The 19,001-nt window shown below is 63.1% G+C and carries 18 protein-coding genes; 6 read left to right on the top strand and 12 right to left on the bottom strand.

Annotated features, from left to right (window positions below; translation table 11 throughout):
* Positions 1-15: 15 nt before the first annotated feature.
* The 9 genes from BM403_RS10900 to BM403_RS10860 form a co-directional block, all read right to left on the bottom strand.
* Positions 16-1,026 (bottom strand): FecCD family ABC transporter permease, encoded by a 1,011-nt coding sequence (locus BM403_RS10900; RefSeq protein WP_093542787.1) that lies wholly within the window; start codon positions 1,024-1,026, stop codon positions 16-18.
* Entirely contained in the window at positions 1,023-1,970 is a 948-nt protein-coding gene (locus BM403_RS10895) for an ABC transporter substrate-binding protein (RefSeq protein WP_093542785.1), read from the bottom strand. Before BM403_RS10895 ends, BM403_RS10900 begins: the two co-directional genes overlap by 4 nt.
* Positions 1,967-2,749: an ABC transporter ATP-binding protein gene (locus BM403_RS10890; RefSeq protein ID WP_093542783.1), complete on the bottom strand. Its 783-nt coding sequence runs from the start codon at positions 2,747-2,749 to the stop codon at positions 1,967-1,969. The genes BM403_RS10895 and BM403_RS10890 overlap by 4 nt, the downstream gene beginning before the upstream one ends.
* Positions 2,750-2,793: 44 nt before the next feature.
* A complete protein-coding gene (locus tag BM403_RS10885; protein ID WP_093542781.1) occupies positions 2,794-4,902 on the bottom strand; it encodes a TonB-dependent receptor in 2,109 nt (702 codons plus the stop codon).
* Between the two features lie 150 nt (positions 4,903-5,052).
* Positions 5,053-6,435 (bottom strand): PepSY-associated TM helix domain-containing protein, encoded by a 1,383-nt coding sequence (locus BM403_RS10880; RefSeq protein WP_093542779.1) that lies wholly within the window; start codon positions 6,433-6,435, stop codon positions 5,053-5,055.
* 124 nt (positions 6,436-6,559) lie between these two features.
* Positions 6,560-8,620 (bottom strand): TonB-dependent copper receptor, encoded by a 2,061-nt coding sequence (locus tag BM403_RS10875; RefSeq protein WP_093542777.1) that lies wholly within the window; start codon positions 8,618-8,620, stop codon positions 6,560-6,562.
* A gap of 93 nt (positions 8,621-8,713) precedes the next feature.
* A complete protein-coding gene (locus tag BM403_RS10870; RefSeq protein ID WP_012721980.1) occupies positions 8,714-9,103 on the bottom strand; it encodes a DUF2946 domain-containing protein in 390 nt (129 codons plus the stop codon).
* An 11-nt stretch (positions 9,104-9,114) separates the two neighbouring features.
* Positions 9,115-9,597: a copper chaperone PCu(A)C gene (locus BM403_RS10865; protein WP_012721981.1), complete on the bottom strand. Its 483-nt coding sequence runs from the start codon at positions 9,595-9,597 to the stop codon at positions 9,115-9,117.
* Between the two features lie 46 nt (positions 9,598-9,643).
* Positions 9,644-10,039 (bottom strand): DUF2946 domain-containing protein, encoded by a 396-nt coding sequence (locus BM403_RS10860; RefSeq protein ID WP_046033956.1) that lies wholly within the window; start codon positions 10,037-10,039, stop codon positions 9,644-9,646.
* A 568-nt stretch (positions 10,040-10,607) separates the two neighbouring features.
* Between BM403_RS10860 and BM403_RS10855 the strand changes: the two genes are divergently transcribed.
* Complete coding sequence (locus tag BM403_RS10855) at positions 10,608-10,856, top strand: DUF6124 family protein (RefSeq protein WP_093542775.1); 249 nt, start codon at positions 10,608-10,610, stop codon at positions 10,854-10,856.
* A gap of 119 nt (positions 10,857-10,975) precedes the next feature.
* Here the strand turns inward: BM403_RS10855 and BM403_RS10850 are convergent, their stop codons facing one another.
* Both BM403_RS10850 and cbiE read right to left on the bottom strand, forming a co-directional pair.
* On the bottom strand, positions 10,976-11,695 hold the full coding sequence (locus BM403_RS10850) for a cobalt-precorrin-6A reductase (RefSeq protein ID WP_093542773.1): 720 nt from the start codon (positions 11,693-11,695) through the stop codon (positions 10,976-10,978).
* Complete coding sequence (gene cbiE, locus BM403_RS10845) at positions 11,692-12,897, bottom strand: precorrin-6y C5,15-methyltransferase (decarboxylating) subunit CbiE (RefSeq protein WP_093542771.1); 1,206 nt, start codon at positions 12,895-12,897, stop codon at positions 11,692-11,694. Before cbiE ends, BM403_RS10850 begins: the two co-directional genes overlap by 4 nt.
* Positions 12,898-12,935: 38 nt before the next feature.
* Here cbiE and cobG point away from each other — a divergent pair, with 38 nt between their 5' ends.
* The 5 genes from cobG to BM403_RS10820 all read left to right on the top strand — a co-directional run bounded on the left by cobG (position 12,936) and on the right by BM403_RS10820 (position 18,284).
* Positions 12,936-14,282 carry a precorrin-3B synthase gene (gene cobG / locus BM403_RS10840; RefSeq protein ID WP_093542769.1) on the top strand — a complete coding sequence of 449 codons (1,347 nt, stop codon included), beginning with the start codon at positions 12,936-12,938 and terminating at the stop codon, positions 14,280-14,282.
* Entirely contained in the window at positions 14,275-14,901 is a 627-nt protein-coding gene (locus BM403_RS10835) for a precorrin-8X methylmutase (protein WP_012721987.1), read from the top strand. Before cobG ends, BM403_RS10835 begins: the two co-directional genes overlap by 8 nt.
* Positions 14,901-15,632, top strand: coding sequence for a precorrin-2 C(20)-methyltransferase (locus BM403_RS10830; RefSeq protein WP_046033963.1), 732 nt, complete (start codon positions 14,901-14,903; stop codon positions 15,630-15,632). Before BM403_RS10835 ends, BM403_RS10830 begins: the two co-directional genes overlap by 1 nt.
* The gene (gene cobJ / locus BM403_RS10825; RefSeq protein ID WP_093542767.1) at positions 15,632-17,269 is read left to right on the top strand and encodes a precorrin-3B C(17)-methyltransferase; all 1,638 of its coding nucleotides are present in this window, start codon (positions 15,632-15,634) and stop codon (positions 17,267-17,269) included. The genes BM403_RS10830 and cobJ overlap by 1 nt, the downstream gene beginning before the upstream one ends.
* Positions 17,270-17,504: 235 nt before the next feature.
* On the top strand, positions 17,505-18,284 hold the full coding sequence (locus tag BM403_RS10820) for a hypothetical protein (RefSeq protein WP_093542765.1): 780 nt from the start codon (positions 17,505-17,507) through the stop codon (positions 18,282-18,284).
* Here the strand turns inward: BM403_RS10820 and BM403_RS10815 are convergent.
* Positions 18,281-18,877: a MarC family protein gene (locus BM403_RS10815; protein ID WP_003171467.1), complete on the bottom strand. Its 597-nt coding sequence runs from the start codon at positions 18,875-18,877 to the stop codon at positions 18,281-18,283. The genes BM403_RS10820 and BM403_RS10815 overlap by 4 nt on opposite strands.
* Positions 18,878-19,001: the final 124 nt, after the last annotated feature.

Here is a 19,001-nt window from a genome sequence, read left to right as displayed (position 1 = left end):
CGTGACCGGTATGACTCAACGCTTGCGCATCAAGCCAATGAAGAACAGCCCGCCAATCGCTGCCGTGGCGACGCCGATCGGTAGATCCTCGGGGGCGATCAGGGTGCGCGCGGCCACATCCACCCACACCAGGAACAGGCTGCCCAGCAGTGCGCACACCGGCAATAAGCGCCGGTGCTCGGCGCCCACCAGGCGGCGGGCAATGTGCGGCACCATCAGCCCGACAAAACCGATGGAGCCGCTGATGGACACCAATACGCCGGTCATCAATGAGGCAATCAGGAAGACATTCAGGCGGACGGTGCGTGCGTTCAGGCCAAGGGTCACGGCCGTCTGTTCACCGGCCATCAGCGCGTTCAGCGGGCGGGCCATGCCGAGCAGCAGCACCAGCCCAAGCAGCACACTCGCGGCGGGGATGGCCAACAACTCCCAGCGCGCCAGGCCCAGCCCGCCGAGCATCCAGAACATCACCGCCGACGCGGCGCGATGATCGCCCATGAACAGCAAGAGATTGGCGGCGGCCATCATCACAAACGACACCGCCACGCCGCACAGCAGCAGGCGATCACTCTCCAGCCGACCGTTGCGACTGGCCACCGCCAGCACCACCAGCATGCTCGCGAGTGCACCGACAAACGCAGCGATGGGCAGGGTCAGCAGCCCGATGACTTCACCCACATGCAACACCACGATCACGGCGCCCAACGTGGCGCCGGAAGTGACACCGAGCAGGTGCGGGTCGGCCAGCGGGTTGCGTGTGACTGCCTGCAACACCGCGCCGATCAAGGCCAACCCCGCGCCGACCAAGACACCCAGCAACAGGCGCGGCACGCGGATCAGCCACACGATAGGTTCCTGCCCGGCCGACCAGGTTGCCTCGCCGATGCCAAAGGTCTTGTACAGCAGGATTCGCCCCACCACCTCCACCGGCACCCGCGCCGGGCCGAAGCCCAGCGAGATCACGCAAGAAACCAGCAACACTGTGCCAAGGGCGACGAGCAGCAGGGCGTAGCGACGTGTGATCATTCGCCGTGGAACCCCTTGGCCAGGGTTTCAACGGCCAGCACGTTGTCGATGCCCGGCGTGGCCTGCACGTAAGGGATGACGATAAAGCGCTGGTTCCTGATCGCGTCCACGGCTTGCAAGGCCGGGTTGTTCAGCAGGAATTGCTGTTTCTGTTCGGCGGTGATTTCGCTGTAGTCGACGATCACGATCACTTGCGGGTTGCGCTCCACCACGGTCTCCCAGTTGATGCGGGTCCAGCTGGCGTCGACGTCATCGAGGATGTTGCGCCCGCCGGCTGCTTCGATCAGCGCCTGGGGCATGCCCAGACGGCCGGACGTCATGGCGCGGTCTTCACCGCTGTCGTAAAGGAACACCCGAGGCTTATCGGCCGGCAGGTCCTTTTGCACGTCGGCGACCTGTGCCTGCATCTGCGCGATCAAGGCAGTGGCGCGGTCCTGCACATCGAAGATTTTGCCCAGGTTGCGCAGGTCGTTATAGGTGTCGTCCAGAGTGGCGGCCGGGCGCTTCATCACAAAGGCGCACGACTCGGTCAACTCATACACGTTGATGCCCAGCGGTTGCAGGGTGTTCGGCGTCAGGTCGCCGCCCACTCGCATGCCGTAGTCCCAACCGGCGAAAAAGAAGTCCACATTGGCATTGAGCAAGGTTTCCACCGATGGGTACTTGCTCGCCAGCTCCGGCAAACCATCGAGCAGGTGCGCCATTTCCGGCGTCACCGACTTCCAGCCGGAGACCCCGCTGTAACCGGCCATGTGCGACTTGAGGCCCAGGGCAAGCATCATCTGGGTCATGTTGATGTCGTGGCTGACCGCGTGTTTCGGGGCTTCCTGGAAGGTCACGTCACGGTTGCAGCTCTTGATGGTGACGGGGTAGTGGGTCGCTTCGGCGAACGCCTCGGCGGCACTGAACAGCAAGGTAACGGCAAGCAGAGCGCGCATGATCATGGTTGGGTTATCCAGGTGATTCGGGGGTAGCCGGACAAGGGGTGGGTGTCGATCAGTGCTTCTACGCCAAACACGTCGCGCAGCAAGGCGGCGGTGAGCACCTGATGCGGGGTGCCGCTGGCGACGATGCGCCCGTGGTTGATCACGTACAGGCGATCACAGAATGCAGCCGCCAGGTTGAGGTCGTGGATGCTGGCCAGGGTGCCGATGTTCAGGCGTTTGACCAATCGCAGCAGCTCCAGCTGATAGCGCGGGTCGAGGTGGTTGGTGGGCTCGTCGAGGATCAGCAGTTGCGGTTGCTGGGCCAACGCGCGAGCCAGAATGACGCGTTGTTTTTCACCGCCGGAGAGGGTGGCGAACGCGTGGTCCTCAAAGCCCTGCATGCCGACCGATTCCAGGGTCTGCTGAATCATCTTCTGGTCGTGCAGCGTGTCACCATCGAACAGGCCTTTGTGGGGCGTGCGGCCCATGGCGACCACCTCATCCACCCGCAGGCCGAAGGCGTCGGGGAATTCCTGCAAGACCACCGCGATGCGCTGCGCACACCATTTGGCGCTCTGCTTCCACACGTTCTGATGCGCAAGCCATACGTCACCCTGCGCAGGCCTGCTGAACCGATAGGCGCAGCGCAACAGACTGGTCTTGCCGCTGCCATTGGGCCCGATCAGGCCGACAAACTCCCCGGCACCGACCTGCAGGCTGGCGTCACGCAGGTGGAACTGGTGATGGCAGTGGCCGGCAGGTGACCAGTTGAGGCCGGTGAGGGTGAGTGAAGTCATCAAATGCTCTCAAGTCCACCACAGTGGAACTGTGTTTTGGTCATTTAGAAGGTGTAGTCCGCAGTGACGAAGAGGGCGCGCGGCTCACCGAGGATCCATTGTTGGCCGTCGTTGTACTGGCTGACGGCGTAAGTGCGGTCGAACAGGTTGTTCAGCTGCAGCCCCAGGGTGGTGTTGCGCATAGCGTTCCACGACACGCTGGCGTCGACCACGGTGTAGCTCGGCAGCTCGTTCTGGTTGGCCATGTCGGCGTAACGCGCGTCGACATAACGCACGCCGGCACCCGCGCGGATGTTCTCGGTCACGGCCTTGCTCAGCCACAGGTTGGCGGTGCGGCGCGGTACGTCCACCGGGCGGTTGCCGTCGCGGGACACTTGCACGCCGCCGACGTCCTGTTTGAAGTCGTCGTACTGCGCATGGACGATGGCCGCGTTGGCTTGCAGTTGCCAGGCGTGTGGCAGTTGCAGGTCGAGGCTGGCTTCCAGGCCACGTGATGATTGTTGGCCGACTTGCTGCTTGAGGTCCGGGTCGCCCGGCACGTCGGTGAGCAGTTTCTTCTTGACGATGTGATACGCCGCCAACGTCCATTCACCGCGCTGGTCCCAGAAGGCCTGCTTGATGCCGACCTCGGTCTGCTTGGCGGTGGACAGGTCGAACTGCTGCTGGCCTGGGCTCAGGGAAATCAGGCCGCCAACACCGTCGGTGCTGGTGGCGTACTGGCCGTATACCGAGGTATCGGGCGTGATCGCGTAGACCAGGCCGGCCTTCCAGTTGTTGCCGGTGAGGGTTTTGTCGCTCTGGCTGCCGTCGCGCAGATCATCGCGGTCCACATGGGCGTAGTCACGACGGATGCCGGTGATCAGCGACAGTGAGTCGGTGAGTTGCAAACGGTTTTCCGCGAAGCCGGCGACGGTTTTAGTGGTGGTGGCGAACAGTGGCTTGAACGCGTTCTGGCTGTCGAACGCGGCGGGTGCCGGGTGATTGATATCGATAGGCTGACCACTCGCCAGCACGTCGTTGAACGGCGAGTTACTGGCCAGGCGGAAGCGGATGCGGTTGTATTCCACACCGGTCACGGTTTGGCTGTCGAGGCCGAACAGCGTGTGTTTGAAGGTGAAGGTCTGACGGTCGCCCACCTGTTCCTGATTGTGCTTGATGCCGAAATTACCGCTGCGAGTGAGCTGGCCGTTGGTGAAGTTGTAGTTCTCGGCGTTCTGCCAGCGGCGCTGGTTTTTCAGGTAAAACAATTCGTTGGTGGCGCTGACGCTGTCGTTGATCTGCCACTCGCTGGTCAGGCGCGTCCACTGGTCGTTGTAGTGCTGGGTGTCGTTGCTGACGTTGTAGTTTTTGTCGCGCAGACCCTTGTGCAACTGGCCGTTGATCAGTGGCGTGCCGAAGTAGTTTTGCGGACGCTGGTCGCCGTAGTCGCTGGCCAGGGTGAAGCTCAAGTTGTCCGCCGCCTGCCAGCGCAGGGCGCCACTGACGAAGTCGCTGCTGGCGTCGCCACGGTCGATGAAACCATTGCTGCGCAGGCGATTGAGGTTCAGGCGATAGCTCAGGGTGTCGGTCAGCGAACCGCCGCTGTCCAGGGCTTGTTGCTGGCGGTCGTAAGAGCCATAACCCAGGCGGAGGTGGTTTTCGATCTCGCCTTCAAACGGCTTTTTCGGCACGGTATTGATCACCGCACCCGTAGCGCCTTCGCCGTACAGCACCGAGGCCGGGCCGCGCAGCACATCAACGCGTTCCACCGACCAGGTGTCTACCGGGAAGGTCGACGTGCCCATGCCCATGTACATGCGGTTGCCGTCGTACAACTGCATCACCGAGCCCTGGCCTGTGAAACCACGGGCTGACAACGACGTGCCGCCATCGCCCGGCGTGCCGGTACGGCTGATACCGGTGGCGCGGGAGATTGCGTCCTGCACGCTGGCATCGCCGCGTGCGCGGATCTGCGCGCCGGTCTGGCTCTCGACACTGCCGGGGGTTTGCAAGGCCGTGAGATTCAAGCGCGAACCGGCGGTGGTCGGGGTGTTGAGGTCGACGTGTTCGTCGTCCACGGCGGTGGCGGTGACAGGGCTGGCGGGCAAGGTCAGGGCCTGGGCGCTGTTATGCAGGGCGAGCAGGCACAGGCTGGACGCGAGGTACTTGTTCATCGGTCGGTCAGTCTTCTTGGAGGGGTACTCGCCGCAGGGCGCGGCGAGCAACGATAACGCAGAAAGTGTTATAAGTTAACACTTATTCGCTGCGAGACAAAAGTCCGCGCAAGGCTACAGAAGGGCTCTGTACCGGGCATCTCGCCTGTTTCATGCCGAACCTGAGGCAGATTCACGTTGGCCAAAAAAGCGTGACAGCACCAGGCAATCCAGCGCCCACACGAGGATCAGAGAGGCCCCCACCAGCGGGAAAATGATCGCGAGGGCGAGCATGATCACCATCGCGGTTTTCCACTTCGGCAGGTCATGCCGCAACGGCGGAACGCCCAGGCCGCCCGTTGGCCGGCGCTTCCACCAGATCACCACGCCACTGACCGCACTGAGCAGAATCATCAGGCAGATCAGCAGCACGATCAGTTGATTGACCCAGCCGAACATCTTGCCTTCGTGCAGCATCACGCCGGTCTCGGTGGCGCGGGCGACGGTGTTGTAGTGCGCCCAGCGCACATCGGCCAGGACCTTGCCGGTGTACTGGTCCACATGCAGGGTGGCGTCGTTGCGTGGATCGTTGGCAAACACCGCAACGGTGAACACGCCCTCGGCCGTGGTCGGGAAGGTGATGCTGTAGCCGGGCTCGACCTTGCGCGCGGTCGCCAGGTCGACCACCTGTTGCAGGCGCAAGGTGGGCGCGGCCGGCGCTGAGTGCATCGCGCCGTGGTTCATGTGTTCGGCATGGTCGCCGGACATCGGCATCGGCGTGTTTTCCAGGGCCCAGGGCACGGTCTGTTGCGTTGCGGTATTGAGGACTCGCGCCTGCTGGTCGGACTGCGGCACGTTGTTCCACATGGCCGCCGGGAACCTGTTCCACAGGTCGGCGTATTGCTTGCCCCAGAAGCCGGTCCAGGTCATGCCGCTGAGCAGCATCACCAGCAGCAGCGACGCGCCCCAGAAGCCCGTGACCGCGTGCATGTCGCGCCAGAACACCCGGCCGCGACTGCTGAACCTTGGCCACAGCACACCCGCCGAGGACTTGCCGCGCGGCCACCACAGGTACAGGCCCGACACCACCAGCATCACGCCCCAACCGGCGGCGAGTTCCACCAGGCGATCGCCGACGGTGCCGATCATCAGCTCCCCATGCAGCGCGCGGGCGATGGCTTGCAGGTTGTATTTGGCGTCCTGCTCGCCGAGTACGGTGCCGCGATACGGGTCGATGAACACCGTCACTTCGCGGCCGCCGTTGTGCATCACGAATTGTGCGCTGCGGGTGGCGTCGGCCGGCGGCAGGTACTTGCTGATCACGCCGTTGGGGTAGGCGGCCTGGGCGCGTCGCAGTTGCTCGTCAGCGCTCAGGGCGTGTTCGGCGGTTTGGACCTTGAGCAGGTCGCCGTACATCAGCGGGTCGAGCTGAGGTTTGAACAGGTAGATGATGCCGGTCAGGGCCAGCAGCACCATGAAAGGGGCGACGAAGAGGCCGGCATAGAAATGCCAGCGCCAGGCCAGGTTGTAGAAGGATACTTTTTGAATGCTCATCGGGGGCTCCGCAAGGCTTTGAGTTTTTTGTGTCTGGTCGGCCGTCATCGGGGGCAAGCCCCCTCCCACACTTTTGATTTTGTGAACACCTTCAAATGTGGGAGGGGGCTTGCCCCCGATGCTCTTAGAAGCTCATGTCGACTTTGGTCCAGAGGGTTCGGCCTGGCTCCTTGATGGCCTGCGGGTCACTGGCCGGGTAGCCGAACCCGGCGTTGCCGGCCAGGTTCAGGTGCTCGGCGTAGGCCTTGCCGAACAGGTTGTCGACGCCAGTGCTGACCTTGAAATGTTTATTGAGGCGGTACGCCGCGTTCAGCGAGAACACGCCAAAGCCGCCGCTCTTGTCAAAGTCCTTGCCGACCACGTTGCCCTTGTTCTGATCGATGCGATTTTGCGCCGCGACCACGCGCCATAACGCGCCGGCACTCCAGTCGTCTTCGCTGTAGGTGAGGCCAAGGCGTGCGTCCAGCGGCGGCATTTGCGGCAGCGCCTTGCCGTCGCTGCTGTTCTTGCCCCAGGCGTAGGCGAGGGTGGCGTCGGCCTTCCAATTGCGCGTCAGTTTGTACGCTGTGCCCAGTTCGCCACCCATGATGCGTGCGTCGACGTTGCGCGCCTGGGAAGTGGTGCCCATCATCCCTGGCCTGTAGTCGAACAGGATGAAGTCCTGCACCCGGCCGATGTAGCCCGAGGCCCAGGCTTCAAGCGCCTCGGCTTTGTATTGCGCGCCGAAGTCGAATTGGGTGGTCTTCTCCGGCTTCACGCCGTCGAAGGCATTTACCGAACCGACCGCGCCGGTGTTGGGGGAAAACAGCTCCCAATAATCCGGGAAACGCTCCGAGTGGCCCAAGCCCGCGTAGAGAGTGGTGGGGCTGTCGGCCAGGTCGTGTTCATAACGCATGAAGCCGGACGGCAGGGTATCGGCTCGGGTGTCGTCGGCAGTCGGGTTGGTGCGGGCGCTCATGCCGGAACCGGTGGTTTGCCGGAAGTCCTTGGCCGAGGCGCGATCCAGGCGTGCGCCCGTGATCAAGCGGTCACGGTCGGCGGCGTACCACGTGAGTTCGCCGAACACGCCGTAGTTGTGGAAGTTGGCGTCCTTGACCTTGGGCAAGTCCTTGTAGGTGTCGATGCCCATGCTGCTGCGCTGTCGGTGTTCATTGGTCTGCGCGTCCAGGCCGCTGATCAACTGCACATCGGCCCAGCGCCAGGTGGCCTTGATCCGCGCGCCGAGGGTGCGCCGGTCGACGTTAGAGGCCATCGGACCGGCCATCATGCCGGTGCCCGACGGTGTGCGCAGGCTGTAGTTGTCCATCACATGGTCGGCGTAGTTGTAGTAGACCTGGGTTTCGACCTTGTCCAGCACCTCACCGATGTTGGATTTTTCGAAGCGCAGCCCCAGGCTTTCACGCAGGAACTGCGAGCCGTCCATGCCACGCCCGGCGTAGCGTGCTTCGCCATCGCCACGGCCAGCGGTGAGTTCCAGCAGGGTGTCGGCATCGGGGGTGAAGCCGACCGCCACATCACCGTTCCACTTGTCGTAGCGTGAGGCGACGGTGTCGTTGTTGCCGTCCTTGTAGTCATCGGCATGGGCCTGGTTGCCGATTACCCGTACATAGCCCAGCGGCCCACCGGCAGCGGCATCGATGACCTTGTCGAAGCGCCCGTTGGAACCGGCCAGCACACTGGCATTGAGGCGCGTGCCCAACTCGCCGAATTGCTCCGGCTCGCGCTCGAACAACACGGTGCCGGCGGAGGCGCCGGGGCCCCAGAGCACGGTTTGCGGGCCTTTGATCACGGTGAGCTTGTCGTAGGTTTCCGGCGAGATGTACGAGGTGGGTGCGTCCATGCGGCCGGGACAGGCGCCGAGCATCATGCTGCCGTTGGTGAGGATATTCAGGCGTGAGCCAAACATACCGCGCAGTACCGGGTCGCCATTGGTGCCGCCATTACGCACCAGAGCGAAGCCGGGGATGGTCTTGAGGTAGTCGCCGCCATCGCTCGCGGGCACCGGCTGGCGTGGGTCCTTGGGGTTGGTGATCACGGTCAGTGGCGAGCTGGGGGCGATCGCGGTGATCACGGTGGGGCTCAGTTCATGCTCGTCAGCGTGAACCTGGGGAGCCAGTAATGCGCCGCATAAGGCAGCGAGCACGGGGGTACATCCCAAACGGGTGTCAGCAGAAAACCTGGACATGACAAATTCCATCAATCAATCGTAAACAACACGGCCAGCAGCCTGCGGCTGTCTGTCTAAAGTCGGCCGGGGTGAAGTAACGGTGTGAACTGCTTACGAGGCGATGGGCGGCGCGCGGCTACGGGCGCCGGGGAAGATGCTCTGCCGGGCATGACCCAGGCGCGTGGCGGGGGTGAGGGCATTGGCCGGTGGCGGGCTGCTCAGGGTAAAGGTTGAAATGCCACCGGGCAGGGCGGGGCAACTGTAAAGCAGGTCGCAATAGCCGCACTTGGACCAGAGGGCGTGGTGTTCGTCAGGGGCTTTCTTGTGATGGGCTTCGCCGTGCTCCATCGGCATGTCCATCGACATACCGGCGTGATGGTCCATCGGCATCGCTTGGGAAATCAGCGGACCGATAAAGATCATTAGCATGGCGAACAGGCTGATCCAACTGCCGCGTTTCAGGCGGGAGTGTGGGGATAACCTGGCGCGAGGGGCGCCCATCGAGTGTCAGTCTATTGAGGGTGTTTGTGCTCGTGGCCAGCCATGGGCGGCACTTTCTGCACCGACACTTCCACCTCGACCTTGCCGGCTTTTTCGAAGGTCAGGGTCAGTGGGAATTGCTTGCCGTCGGCCAACAGGCTGCGGTCTTTGAGACCGAGCAGCATCACGTGATACGCCATGGGCGCGAAGGTCAAATCACCCTTGGCCGGTACCGCCACGCTCGGCACTTGTTGCATCTTCATCAAGTCGCCCTGCATGACATGCTCATGCAGCTCGGCCTTGTCCGCCACGGGCGTCTCGACGCTGAGCAGGCGGTCCGGGCTTTCACCGGTGTTATGGATGACAAAATAGGCCGCGACAGTCGGCGCATTGGGCGGCAACTCCTGGGACCAGGGTTCACGGATCTCCAGTTCGCCGGCCTTGTAGTCCTCGGCATTGGCAGCACTGAACACCGGCAGCAACAACGCAGCCAGAAGCAGGGAAGATTTGAGCATGGCAGTTCTCCAGAACGGTTCTAAACGCAGTTCACTTGCGAAGAAATCAGGCCGTTGGAGAGGCGCGGGGGTTAAGGCTTGGCCATTGCTGGCGCGGTGTGGGCGTTTGCAGTTGGGGCGGCGGCAAGCTCTGCACGGCGTCGAAGCGCGTGACATACAACTGCGGCACATACCCCGGTAACGCCACCAGCGGCGCCGAGCCGGAGCAACACCAGCAATGTTGCATGGTGGAGTGATCGTCCTGCTGCGGTGCCGGGATTTCCAGCTTGCCCAGGGCAATCGTCTTAAGGCTCGCACCGTTGGAGGAACAGAAACTGCCCCACAGCAATTGCTTGACCGGGTCATCCGCCTGCTGCATTGCACTGGCCATCGGCATGGCAAAGGCGTTGAACAGCACTGCAAGGCAGGCGATCCAGGCGATTGCAAAGCGTTGACGGGCCATGGCGGACAATCCGTAGGGTTAAACGATCAGGAGGGTATTTAGCCTGATCGGGGGGGATAAGTAAAAAGGGTGGGTGTGGTTTGGTGTCGCAGTGACTGGTTTGAGGATAGACGGGTAATCGAGTGGATGCCGATCTTCAACGCTGCACAGTTCAAATGTGGGAGGGGGCTTGCCCCCGATGGCGGTGGGTCAGCCACTGATTTGTTGACTGGGCTGACGCTATCGGGGGCAACCCCCTCCCACATTTGGCCGGTGTTCGGCAATGAATAGGGGCAAGCAGAAATATCCGACAGGCCTTTAAGGTTGTCCCTAGGACACTCAATCTCTAGTCTCCGTACACCGCAGCAAACTCAGCGGTCGGGCGTCGCGGCCCGAACGGATCAAGCATTGCCTCCTTTCAGTTGACGCTTTTTTATCGTCTACTGTGCGGCGCTATGGTGGCTGTGCGCGGGATACCTTCGGGTATGCCGGCTTCCTTGATCTCCGGTCCGCGAACCTGCGTACAGCTGCCACCCCTATCGCGTCGCGGCGATGAGTGGCAGCTCCACTTAGATTAAGGAGCTTCACAATGATCAAACCCACCCCAAATCCCCCCGTCCGGCTCTTCACCGTAGCCGACGGCTTCAGCACCGAAGACCTGCTGGTCAACCTCAGCGAAACCCTCGCCTCGGCCAATGCGCTGAGCTGTGATCTTGCGTTTGACCTGGAAGGCTTGAAACGAGAGGAATTGCTCGGCGTTGCGCAGTTGATTGAGCTGGCGCTGCTGCTGGCTGATCGTGTGCATGATGGTGTCGGGCAAACGAAAAACGCTGCGTGATGATGCAGTTCTAAAGGTGGGAGGGGGCTTGCCCCCGATTACGGTGTGTCAGTCTATACATCTGTGAGTGATCTACCGCTATCGGGGGCAAGCCCCCTCCCACATAGAATCGATGGTGTTTAGAGAGTGGTGATTGCCTGTAGAACCGCAGGCACAGTAGTGAATTCTCGATCCACTGCTGCCAACACCGGCCGCTTCAACACCAACACCGGCACTCCAAGCTCCCTTGCCACTTCCAGCTTCGGCTCCGTCGCGGTGCTACCACTGTTCTTGCTGATCAGCACATCAATCCCGCGCCGTTCGAACAACGCGCGCTCATCCTCGATCAAAAACGGCCCCCGCGCGCCAATCACTTCACACCGCGCATTCCCCGGATACACATCCAGCGCGCGCAGCGTCCAGAACTGCTCCGGCGGGATTTCATCCAGATGCTGCAACGGCTCGCGGCCCAAGGTGAATAGCGGGCGTTTGAACGGCTTCAACGCTTCAATCAACGACGCCCAATCACTGACCTCACGCCAGTCATCCCCCGCCTGCGGCTGCCACGCCGGTCGGCGCAATGCCCAGCAGGGCACGCCGCAAGCGCTTGCAGCCTCGGCGGCATTGCGGCTGATCTGCGCGGCATACGGATGGGTCGCGTCGAGAATCAGACTAATCCCCTCATTCCGTACAAACCGCGCCAACCCCTCAGCCCCACCATAACCGCCGACCCGCACCTGGCAGGTCAGGTCGGTGGGCACGCGCCCAACCCCGGCCAGGCTATAGATATGTTCCGGGCCCAATGTACGAACGATGGCCAGCGCTTCAGTCACGCCGCCCAACAGCAGGATGCGTTTCATAGCGGCTTGACCACTTCCAGCAAGGTAATCGGCAACGCCTGGCGCCATGTATCAAACTCCCCCAACGGCTGCGCCTGAGCGACATGGACGCGGGTCAACTCGCCGCCATGCTGCGCGCGCCAGTTCATCAAGGTCATTTCGCTTTGCAGGGTCACGGCGTTGGCGACCAACCGCCCGCCAGGGCGCAGGTGTTGCCAGCAGGTGTCGAGCACGCCTTCGCGGGTCACGCCGCCGCCGATGAAGATGGCGTCCGGTGCTTCCAGGCCAAGCAATGCAGCGGGGGCCTTGCCGCGAATCAGTTGCAGGCCGGGCACGCCAAGGGCGTCGCGGTTGTGTTCGATCAGGCCTTGGCGGCCTTCATCGGCTTCAATCGCCAGCGCGCGACAACTGGGATGCGTGCGCATCCATTCAATCCCAATGGAGCCGCTGCCCGCACCCACATCCCACAGCAGTTCGCCGGGCATCGGGGCGAGGCGGGCAAGGGTCATGGCGCGCACATCGCGTTTGGTCAGTTGACCGTCGTGCTTAAAGGCTGAGTCCGGCAAACCTGCAAGACGCGACAGGCGCGCAGTATGGGCGTCGGCCAGGCAGTCGATGGCGACGAGGTTCAAATCGGCGACCGAGGTGTGTTCCCACGAGTGCGCCAACCCGTCGATGCGCTGCTCATCCGCGCCGCCCAAGTGTTCAAACACAGACAAACGGCTAGCACCGAACCCGGATTCGCTTAGCAGCGAAGCAATCAACGCCGGGCTGCGGCCATCATTGCTCAACACCAACAGCCGCACCCCACTGGCCAGGTGCGCATTCAGCGCCGCCAGCGGCCGGGCCACCACGGATAACGTCACCACCTCCTGCAACGGCCAACCCAACCGCGCCGCCGCCAACGATACCGACGAAGGCGCCGGCAAAATCAGCAGCTCATCCGCCGCCACCTGCCGCGCCAAACTCGCCCCCACGCCATAGAACATTGGATCGCCACTCGCCAGCACACACACCGGCTCCCCGCGTCGCGCCAGCACCGGCTCCAGCGAAAACGGGCTCGGCCACACCTGGCGCTCGCCACGAATACACACCGGCAACAGGTCCAACTGGCGCTGACCTCCTATAATCCGCGTGGCGCGCAACAGGGCATGCCGGGCATTCCTGCCCAGCCCCTTGAAGCCGTCTTCACCGATGCCTACAACCGTCAGCCAGGGCGACATATGGATTCCTTGAACGACATCCGACGGGCAGGCTTTTCATGCCGCCGGACAAAGCAGGCATAATACCGCGCCTTTACCTGCAAACCGGTAGCCCCGTGAACCCAACGCCCGCTGTGAATACCTTGCGCCCCTCGGCTTGTCCGGGGTTGCTGCGTATCGTCCAGGCGTTGGATGGCGGCATTTGCCGGATCAAACTGGCCGGTGGTTCGATCACCGCAGCGCAAGCCCGCGCGGTGGCGGGTGCGGCCCAGGCCTATGCCGGCGGGGTGATCGAGGCGACCAACCGCGCCAACCTTCAGATTCGCGGGATCGGCGCCGAAGAGGACGCCTTGATCGCCAGGCTGCTGGCCGCCGACCTCGGGCCCAGCAACGCCGCCGGTGACGACGTACGCAACCTGATGCTCAGCCCCAGCGCCGGTATCGACCCGAAGATGCTGTTCGACACCCGGCCGCTGGCCAATGAAATCCTCGCCACCCTGCAAACTCATCCGCGTTTTCATCAGCTGTCGGCCAAGTTCGCCGTGCAACTGGATGGCGGTGAAGCGCTGGCGATGCTCGAACATCATCATGATCTGTGGCTCTCGGCGTTCGTGCGCAATGGCGAGACGCTCCTCGCGTTCGGCCTGGCCGGTTGCCCTGGGCTGGATGCACCGTTGGCGGCCGTGCCCTTGGAGCAGGGCCATGCGCTGGTGGTGGCGGTGCTGGAGGCGTTTCTCGACCTCGCCACCCCGGAACAAACCCGCATGCGTCATCTGCCTGTGGATAACCTGCTGAGCCGTCTGCACCTGAAGCTACTGCCGGTCGACGGCTTCAATCGCCCGCCCAGTGGTGCTTTGCTGCACCTTGGGACTTATCCACAGGCGCAAAAAAATCAGTTCTATGTCGCTGCCATCGCACCCTTGGGTCGCCTGGATTCGGCGATGCTTGCGGGCGTCGCACAACTCGCCAGCGAGTACGGCGACGGCACCTTGCGTTTCACCCCTTGGCAGGGCGTGCTGCTGCCCAACGTTGAAAAGCCTCACGCCGTGACCGAGCGCCTGGCGCAACTGGGCTTCCTCTGCTCAGCTGACCAACCGCTGGCGCGCATGACCGCCTGCACCGGTTCCAGGGGCTGCGGCAAAGCGCTGGCCGACACCAAGGCTGATGCGGTGCAACTCGCCGCGCTGAAACCCGATCACGACGTGCACCTGTCCGGCTGCCCACGTTCCTGCGCCGCCGCGCACGTTGCGCCGGTGACCTTGCTGGCAGTGAGCCCCGGCCACTACGACCTCTATTTCCGCGATGCAGCCCACCCAGGGTTTGGCCGGCTGCACGCGCGCACCCTTTCTATTGAAGCGACGGGCGCCTTGCTGCGCGCTCGCCCACGGAGCAACACCGATGATTGATTACATCCGCGACGGTCAGGAGATCTACCGCAACTCCTTCGCCATCATTCGCGCGGAAGCCAAGTTGGACCGTATCCCGGCCGACCTGGAAAAACTCGCGGTGCGCGTGATTCACGCCTGCGGCATGGTCGAGGCCATCGACGGCCTGCAGTTCTCCGAAGGTGCGGGCAAGGCCGGGCGCGATGCGCTGGCTGCCGGCGCGCCGATTCTGTGTGATGCGCGGATGGTCTCCGAAGGCGTGACCCGCGCGCGCTTGCCGGCTAACAACCCCGTGATCTGCACCTTGCGTGACGACAGCGTCCCTGATTTGGCGCGCGAGTTGGGCAACACCCGTTCCGCTGCTGCGCTGGAGCTGTGGCGCCCGCACCTGGAAGGCAGCGTGGTGGTGATCGGCAACGCCCCGACCGCCTTGTTCTACCTGCTGGAAATGCTCGATGCCGGCGCACCGAAACCGGCGTTGATCCTCGGCTTCCCGGTCGGCTTTGTGGGCGCCGCCGAATCCAAGGCGATGCTGGCCGCCGACAGCCGTGGCGTGCCGTTCGTGATCATGCAGGGCCGCCTGGGCGGCAGTGCCATGGCCGCCGCCGCCGTGAATGCCCTGGCCACGGAGGTCGAATAATGCAGGCACGCGGACGTTTGATCGGCTTGGGCGTAGGCCCCGGTGACCCGGAACTGATCACCCTCAAGGCCCTGCGCCTGCTGCGCGAATCGCCGGTGGTGGCGTACTTCGTGGCCAAGGGCAAAAAGGGTAATGCCTTCGGCATCATCGAAGACCACCTGGTGCCGCAACAGACGCTGATGCCGCTGGTGTATCCGGTGACCACCGAGGTATTGCCGGCGCCGATGTCCTACGAGCAAGTGATCAGCGACTTCTACGACGCCGCCAGCGTCGACGTTGCCGCGCATCTGGACGCCGGCCGCGATGTGGCGGTGATCTGCGAAGGCGACCCGTTCTTCTACGGCTCCTACATGTACCTGCATGACCGCCTCGCCGAACGCTACGACGCCCAGGTCATCCCTGGCGTGTGTTCGATGCTTGGCGGCGCCTCGGTACTGGGCGCGCCGTTGGTGTATCGCAACCAGAGCCTGTCGGTGCTCTCGGGCGTGCTGCCCCATGAGGACCTGAAGCGCCGCCTGGCGGACGCCGATGCGGCGGTGATCATGAAGCTGGGGCGCAACTTCCCGAAGGTGCGCCAGGTGCTGGAAGAACTCGGCCTGGCCGAGCGCGCGTTGTATGTCGAACGCGCCACCATGGCCAACCAGAAGATCGTGCCGCTCGATCAGGTGGAGCCGATGTCTTCACCGTACTTCTCGCTGATCATCGTGCCCGGTGAACGGTGGCAAGGTTGATGAGCCCGGCGATTGTCATCCTCGGCCAGGGCAGCCTGGCCACTGCGCGCAAGATCCAGCAGGTGTACCCCGGCGCCCTGATCCACGGCCTGGCCGGGCGCGTTGAAGGTGCGGACCAGACTTACAGCGAGTTCGGTGCCACCCTGCGCCAGCTCTATCAACACGGCACGCCGCTGATTGCGCTGTGCGCTGCAGGTATCGTGGTCCGCACCCTCGCGCCGCTGCTGCTGGAAAAGGGCGAAGAGCCTGCCGTGCTGGCCGTGGCCGAAGACGGCAGCGCCGTCGTACCGCTGCTCGGTGGCCTCGGTGGCGTGAACGTCATGGCGCGGGACATTGCCGCTGCGCTGGACGTGGCCGCTGCGATTACCACCAGTGGCGAGCTGCGGTTCGGCACCTGCCTGCTCAACCCACCCAAGGGGTATGAGCTGGCCGATCTGGAGCTGGGCAAGCGCTTCGTCTCCGACCTGCTGGCCGGCGAAAGCGTGCGCATCGAAGGCGCGGCGCCCTGGCTGGACCAGGCCAACCTGCCCCAGGATCAACAGGCACGCCTGGCGATTCACGTGGGCAGTGCCGAGCGCGTGCCCGCGGCCAATGAATTGCTGATCTATCCGAAGAACGTCAGCGTGACCTGCCAGCCCGGCGCGCAACTGGCACAGCGCGTGCGCACGGCATTGCATGAGGCCGGCATCGCTGTGCAATCCCTGGCGTGCCTGCTGGCCAGCGATACGCAGATGGCCGAAGCGTCGTTGCATGAGGCGGCGTTGGAACTGGGTGTGCCGTTGCGGTTTGTCAGCGCCAGCCAAGAGGCCGATATCGTTATTGATGTCGCTGAGCAGCCGTTGGACCTGTCGCGCGTCGGACGTCTGCGTGGTCGCCTCGCCGTGATCGGCCTGGGCCCTGGTGCCGCCGAGTTGATGGTGCCCGCTGTGAAGGCTGAACTGGCACGCTGCACCGACGTGCTTGGCTACGAAACCTACGTGCGCATGGCCGGTCCGTTCCGCGATGATCAGGTGCAGCACTGCACCGACAACCGCGAAGAAATGCAGCGCGCGCGTCACGCCTTCGAGTTGGCGGCCCAAGGTCGCTCGGTGGTGGTGGTGTCGTCCGGCGACCCTGGCGTGTTCGCCATGGCCGCTGCGGTGATCGAGGCCCTGCACGCGTCCAGCGACCCGGCGTGGCATCAGGTCGACCTGCAAATCCTGCCCGGAGTCTCGGCCTCTCTGGCCACCGCCGCCCAGGCGGGCGCGCCGTTGGGCCATGACTTCTGCGTGATGTCGCTGTCGGACAACCTCAAGCCTTGGTCAATCATCGAAAAGCGCCTGGACCTGGCGTCCCAGGCTGACCTGGCCTTGGCGTTCTACAACCCGATCTCGCGTTCGCGGCCATGGCAACTGGGGCGCGCGCTGGAAATCGTCGCCCTGCATCGCACGCCGCAAACGCCGGTGGTGCTGGGCCGCGATATCGGTCGCCCGGGGCAGACCCTGCGTGTGACCACGCTTGGGCAGCTGACGCCGGAACAGGTGGACATGCGCACCATGGTGCTGATCGGCTCGTCCACCACCTGCACTTTCCCCCGTGCCGGTGGCGGTGAGTGGGTGTACACCCCGCGGTGGTACGGCGAGAAACCCGCGTCCTGAAAACCGCCGCTGGGCTGCCTGAAAGCGCCGAATGACGCAGGGATTTTCCTGATGTTGTTCGGCGCTTTTTCTTTTTATGGCGACGAAATCCGGAAGCTCGCCAGGCACCCTGCGTTATTGCTGGGTGCCAGGGTTTGACGGGCCGCACCAAGGGTTTTTATCGCCTGGGAAACCCGTCAGGCAGTGGACTAGGGTGAACATAAGCCTCGAGTTGGGGTGCTTGTGGAGAATCAAAATGGAGCGACATCACAGAAGGATCAACAGTACAAAAAGGCGCAAGTTGATTGCCGCCTACAAGTTGCCGGGAGCGTCAGGCACGCAGGCGGACCTAGCGCTGGACACCGAGGACAACTTCAACGCGGCGGTGGTCAACAACAGCGTCATTTCATTTGCCGAAGGGCTGTCCGGCCTGAATCGGGAATACATCCGTAAAAGCTACCTGCTGGCCAGCAGCTACGTAAGCGATGTGTTGAAAGTCCAACGCGGTACCGAGGTCTGGTACGAAGAATTTATCAAGGTGATGATCAGCCTGGGCTGGCTGCCGGTACGCAGCCGCTTCGAGCGGATCTCCCGTTCGGGAAAGGGCCTGACGGTGCAATTGGCGGCGCTGAATATCATGGCCGCGCTGTGGGCGGCTACGTCATTGTCCGGAACGCTGCTCACCGTGCTGCCGAAACTGGCGGCCGATGCGTTGGAGGCGTTGAAGCAGACGCCTGCGACTTTCGAGTTGTTCAAACGCAACAGTTCGGTACACCAAGGCGGTGATTTCGGCCTGGCGTCTTGTGCTGAAACCGATGGTGAACTGATGATGGTGCTGGTGACCTACAGCACCCACGGTGTGAGCAAACAGGTGGGGTTGCCGTTCCTGGAGTGGGACAGCTCTTCGTTCGAAGCCTTCAGCGGGCAGACCTGTCTGGTGCTGAACACCTCGGTGGTCAACGAAAAAACCATCCAACTGATGCGCGAGAGCGCGGGAGACAAGGTGCAACTGGCGATCGCCAAGTACCGGATCTAGGGCACCAGGTAGCCGCGTACCCCGGTGAAAATGATTTGCGCGGCGAGGGCGCACACGAACAAGCCCATCAACCGGCTGACAATCTGCAAGCCCTGGTCACCGAGGATACGTTCGATGCGGTTGGACAGGTACAGCACCACACCCACCGTGAGGCTGGCCAGGGCGATGCTGAGGATGGCGGTGAGTTTGTCATCCCAGTGCGGTTGACTCACGCCCATCACCAGCAGTGCACCGATAGTGCCGGGGCCGACGGTGAGGGGGATGGTCAGCGGCACGATGGTCACGTCCTGCTGCACGTTGTCGGTCTGCACCGCCGACTTGCCTTGGGCCATGCCCAGGGCGGAGATGAACAGCACACTGCCGGCGCCGATGCGGAAGGCGTCGACGGTGATGCCGAACACACTGAAAATTACCCGGCCGAACAGGTAGAGCAACACGCTCGATACCAGGGTGGCCAGCGCCACTTTCCAGGCCAGGCGCCGCCGCTCTTTACTGGAGTAGCCACGGGTAAGGCTGATAAAGCAGGACAGCACGAAGAATGGGCTGTAGAGCACCAGCATTTTCAGGTAGACGCTGAATAACACGTGGAGCATGAAGGGCGGCTCGCGGGCGGAAAAAGTGTGGGCAGTCTATCAGGCGAAACAAATCAAATGTGGGAGCTGGCTTTTGTGGTGAGCGGGCTTGCCCCGCGCTGGGCTGCGAAGCGGCCCCAATAAA

The sequence above is a fragment of the Pseudomonas sp. OV546 genome, assembly GCF_900116845.1.
GTDB classification, from domain to species: Bacteria; Pseudomonadota; Gammaproteobacteria; order Pseudomonadales; family Pseudomonadaceae; genus Aquipseudomonas; species Aquipseudomonas petroselini.
Note: the sequence above shows the minus strand (reverse complement) of the source record. Positions and strands in the feature narration are given on the sequence as shown.

Bases quoted from the DNA above. Each gene is read 5' to 3' on its own strand.
- BM403_RS10900 (WP_093542787.1), bottom strand. From the start codon at position 1,026: ATGATCACACGTCGCTACGCCCTGCTGCTCGTCGCCCTTGGCACAGTG.
- BM403_RS10895 (WP_093542785.1), bottom strand. From the start codon at position 1,970: ATGATCATGCGCGCTCTGCTTGCCGTTACCTTGCTGTTCAGTGCCGCC.
- BM403_RS10890 (WP_093542783.1), bottom strand. From the start codon at position 2,749: ATGACTTCACTCACCCTCACCGGCCTCAACTGGTCACCTGCCGGCCAC.
- BM403_RS10885 (WP_093542781.1), bottom strand. From the start codon at position 4,902: ATGAACAAGTACCTCGCGTCCAGCCTGTGCCTGCTCGCCCTGCATAAC.
- BM403_RS10880 (WP_093542779.1), bottom strand. From the start codon at position 6,435: ATGAGCATTCAAAAAGTATCCTTCTACAACCTGGCCTGGCGCTGGCAT.
- BM403_RS10875 (WP_093542777.1), bottom strand. From the start codon at position 8,620: ATGTCCAGGTTTTCTGCTGACACCCGTTTGGGATGTACCCCCGTGCTC.
- BM403_RS10870 (WP_012721980.1), bottom strand. From the start codon at position 9,103: ATGGGCGCCCCTCGCGCCAGGTTATCCCCACACTCCCGCCTGAAACGC.
- BM403_RS10865 (WP_012721981.1), bottom strand. From the start codon at position 9,597: ATGCTCAAATCTTCCCTGCTTCTGGCTGCGTTGTTGCTGCCGGTGTTC.
- BM403_RS10860 (WP_046033956.1), bottom strand. From the start codon at position 10,039: ATGGCCCGTCAACGCTTTGCAATCGCCTGGATCGCCTGCCTTGCAGTG.
- BM403_RS10855 (WP_093542775.1), top strand. From the start codon at position 10,608: ATGATCAAACCCACCCCAAATCCCCCCGTCCGGCTCTTCACCGTAGCC.
- BM403_RS10850 (WP_093542773.1), bottom strand. From the start codon at position 11,695: ATGAAACGCATCCTGCTGTTGGGCGGCGTGACTGAAGCGCTGGCCATC.
- cbiE (WP_093542771.1), bottom strand. From the start codon at position 12,897: ATGTCGCCCTGGCTGACGGTTGTAGGCATCGGTGAAGACGGCTTCAAG.
- cobG (WP_093542769.1), top strand. From the start codon at position 12,936: ATGCCGCCGGACAAAGCAGGCATAATACCGCGCCTTTACCTGCAAACC.
- BM403_RS10835 (WP_012721987.1), top strand. From the start codon at position 14,275: ATGATTGATTACATCCGCGACGGTCAGGAGATCTACCGCAACTCCTTC.
- BM403_RS10830 (WP_046033963.1), top strand. From the start codon at position 14,901: ATGCAGGCACGCGGACGTTTGATCGGCTTGGGCGTAGGCCCCGGTGAC.
- cobJ (WP_093542767.1), top strand. From the start codon at position 15,632: ATGAGCCCGGCGATTGTCATCCTCGGCCAGGGCAGCCTGGCCACTGCG.
- BM403_RS10820 (WP_093542765.1), top strand. From the start codon at position 17,505: ATGGAGCGACATCACAGAAGGATCAACAGTACAAAAAGGCGCAAGTTG.
- BM403_RS10815 (WP_003171467.1), bottom strand. From the start codon at position 18,877: ATGCTCCACGTGTTATTCAGCGTCTACCTGAAAATGCTGGTGCTCTAC.